This window comes from Sphingopyxis sp. (assembly GCF_036402335.1).
Taxonomy (GTDB): domain Bacteria; phylum Pseudomonadota; class Alphaproteobacteria; order Sphingomonadales; family Sphingomonadaceae; genus Sphingopyxis.
This window is the reverse complement of record NZ_DASWTD010000168.1, coordinates 1-3,089: the sequence shown is the minus strand read 5'-3', so window position 1 is coordinate 3,089 and position 3,089 is coordinate 1. Positions and strand designations below refer to the sequence as shown.

Genomic DNA, 3,089 nt, shown 5'->3' with positions numbered 1-3,089 from the left:
CAGACGCTCGACAATCATAAGGTCACGCTGTTCAAGACGCGCGCGACAATCGTCGGACCGCAAAAGGTGCGGCTTGCCGACGGGCAGGAAATCAGCGCCAAGAACATATTGATCGCGACCGGCGGCTGGCCGCACGTTCCCGAATTCCCGGGCAGCGAACATGCGATTACTTCGAACGAGGTCTTCCATCTCGAGGCGCTGCCGAAGCGCGTCGTGATCGCGGGCGGCGGCTATATCGCCAACGAGTTCGCGGGGATTTTCAACGAATTCGGCAGCAAGGTGACGATCGTCAACCGCGGCGACACGATCCTGCGCGGCTATGACGAGCAGATCCGCGACCGGCTGCTCCAGATTTCGATGACCAAGGGCATCGAGTTCAAGTTCAACGCGCCGTTCCAGTCGATCGAGAAGAATGACGACGGTTCGCTGACCGTCCATCTCGAAGGCTGCGACCCGATCCAGGCCGACGCCGTGCTCGTTGCCGCGGGACGCGTACCCAACAGCAGGGGGCTCGGCCTCGAAGAGGTCGGCGTCGACCTCGACAAGGACGGCGCGATCAAGGTGGACGAAACGAACCAGTCGTCGGTACCGGGCATCTATGCGGTCGGCGACGTCACCAACCGTATCCAGTTGACCCCCGTGGCGATCCGCGAAGGGCAGGCGTTCGCTGACTCGGTGTTCGGCGGCAAGCCGACCATCGTCGACTATTCCAATGTCCCGAGCGCGGTGTTCAGCCATCCGCCGATCGGCGCGGTCGGCATGACCGAGGCCGAGGCGCGCAACAAGCTCGGCTCGATCCGCGTCTACACCAGCGACTTCCGCGCGATGAAGAATGTCCTCGCGGGCCGCAACGAACGCGCGCTCTACAAGATGATCGTCAACGCGGCGACCGACCAGGTCGTCGGGCTGCACATGATCGGCCCCGACGCCCCCGAAATCCTGCAAGCAGCGGCGATCGCGGTGAAGGCGGGGCTGACCAAGGCCGATTTCGATGCGACGGTCGCGCTCCACCCGAGCATGGCCGAGGAACTCGTGCTGCTCAAATAATCCTGCTACCCTCCTCGCCTGACGAGTGAGGAGGGGCACATGACGGGCACGGCACTGGTTACCGGGGGCAGCGGCTATATCGCGGGCTTCCTCATCGGGCAGTTGATCGACAATGGCTGGACGGTCCACACGACGGTGCGCCGCCCGGAACGCGAGCCCGAGGTTCGCGGCTGGCTGAATGTCGACAACGACCGGCTGAAATTCTTCGCGGCCGACCTCGAACAAGACGCTGGCTGGGCCGAAGCGGTCGCCGGCTGCACGCATGTTGCGCATGTCGCGTCGCCCTTTCCGTTGGGCGTGCCGAAACATGCCGACGAGTTGATCGTCCCGGCACGCGAGGGCGCGCTGCGTGCGCTGCGTTTCGCGCGGGCGGCCGGGATCCGGCGTTTCGTCCTGACTTCGTCGATGGCGGCGATCGCCTATGGCCATGGCAAGGGGCGCGATCTCTACAACGAGGCCGACTGGACCAATCTCGCCAACCCCGACGTCATGCCTTATCCGCGCTCGAAGACCGTCGCCGAACGCGCCGCGCGCGACTGGGTCGCCGCGGAGGGTGGCGATATGGAATTCGCCTCGGTCAATCCCGCGGCGGTGTTCGGTCCTTTGCTATCGGACGATCTCTCAACCTCGATCGAGCTGATAAAGCAACTGCTCGAAGGCAAGGTGCCGATGTGCCCCGACGTCGGCTTCGGGATCATCGACGTGCGCGACGTCGCCGACCTCCATTATCGTGCGTTGACGGCGGAGGGGATCGCGGACGAGCGCTTCGTCTGTTCGGGGCCGTTCCTGAAGTTCATCGATGTCGCCAATATCCTGAAGGCCAATCTGGGCGAGCAGGCGCGCAAGGTGCCGACGAAGAAGATGCCCGATTGGCTGCTCAAGCTGCTCGCGCTTGTTCGGCCTGAACTCAAACAGGTCGCCGCCGAACTCGGCAATGTCCGCGGCGGCGACAGCGGCCATGCGATGGCGCGCCTCGGCTGGACGATGCGCGCGCCGGAGGAAGCGATCCTCGCGACGGCGCATGATCTGATCGCGCGCGGGATCGTCAAAGTGTAAGAATCCCCCTCCCGCTTGCGGGAGGGGAACCACTCAAGCAATCGTCGGGACGATCCCGCCTTCGGCACGGATCGCGGCGCCGTTGGTAACCGCCGCGAGGGGGCTCGCGAGATAGGTCACCATCGCGCCGATCTCGTCGGCCTCGATCAGGCGGCGGATCAGCGACAGCGGACGCAGCTCCTCGAAGAAGGCTTTTTCGCGCTCGGCTTCGGGGGCGTCGGGGTTCGATACGACCGAGCGGATGAAGTCGGTGATCCCTTCCGACCGCGTCGGCCCGGGCAGCACGCTGTTGACGGTGACGCCCGTACCTCTGGTCTGCTCGGCGAGGCCGCGCGCGATGGTGAGCTGCGCGGTCTTGGTCATGCCGTAGTGGACCATCTCGGCGGGCGGCAGCAGGCCGCTTTCGCTCGCAATGAAGATCACGCGGCCCCAGTCTTTTTCGAGCATCTTCGGAAAATAATGCCGCGACAGGCGGGCGCCGCTGACGACATTGACCTCGAAGATATGGTGCCAGTCGGCATCGCTGATCTCGGCGAAGGGTTTGGCTTCATAGATGCCGAGATTGTTGACGAGAATATCGACCGCGGGAACCGCGGCGATGAGCGCATCGGCGCCTGCGGCGGTGGCAGGGTCGGCGAGGACCGCGCGGATCGTTCCCGATTGCGCCAGTTCGGCGGCTGCTTCGTCGAGTTTCTGCTGGTTGCGGCCGGTGATGACGACGTCGACGCCTTCTTCGGCGAGGCGCTTGGCGATCGCGAAACCGATGCCGGCAGTCGATCCGGTGACGAGGGCGGTCTTGCCTTTGAGTTTGAGATCCATGACGAACTCCTTTCGCTTGAGTACAATCTGATGAATGCAAGATAGCGTCACCCGCCATTGTTGATTAGAATGCGCTTCATCATTTCAGTGATGATTCAAAATCAGGAATGGCGATGGATAACCGGTTCGGTGATATCGAGACGTTTCTGGCGGTAGCGAACGGCGGC

3 protein-coding genes are annotated in these 3,089 nt (G+C 63.7%); 2 read left to right on the top strand and 1 reads right to left on the bottom strand.

All coding sequences use genetic code 11. The annotated features are described in order from the left end of the window. A partial coding sequence (locus tag VGD20_RS05210) for an FAD-dependent oxidoreductase (RefSeq protein ID WP_331133430.1) occupies positions 1–1,047 on the top strand: 1,047 nt, incomplete at its 5' end. A 39-nt stretch (positions 1,048–1,086) separates the two neighbouring features. Further along, positions 1,087–2,103: an NAD-dependent epimerase/dehydratase family protein gene (locus VGD20_RS05205; protein WP_331133429.1), complete on the top strand. Its 1,017-nt coding sequence runs from the start codon at positions 1,087–1,089 to the stop codon at positions 2,101–2,103. A 33-nt stretch (positions 2,104–2,136) separates the two neighbouring features. Here VGD20_RS05205 and VGD20_RS05200 read toward each other — a convergent pair whose 3' ends face one another. Further along, the gene (locus VGD20_RS05200) at positions 2,137–2,922 is read right to left on the bottom strand and encodes an SDR family oxidoreductase (RefSeq protein ID WP_331133428.1); all 786 of its coding nucleotides are present in this window, start codon (positions 2,920–2,922) and stop codon (positions 2,137–2,139) included. Positions 2,923–3,089 lie beyond the last annotated feature (167 nt).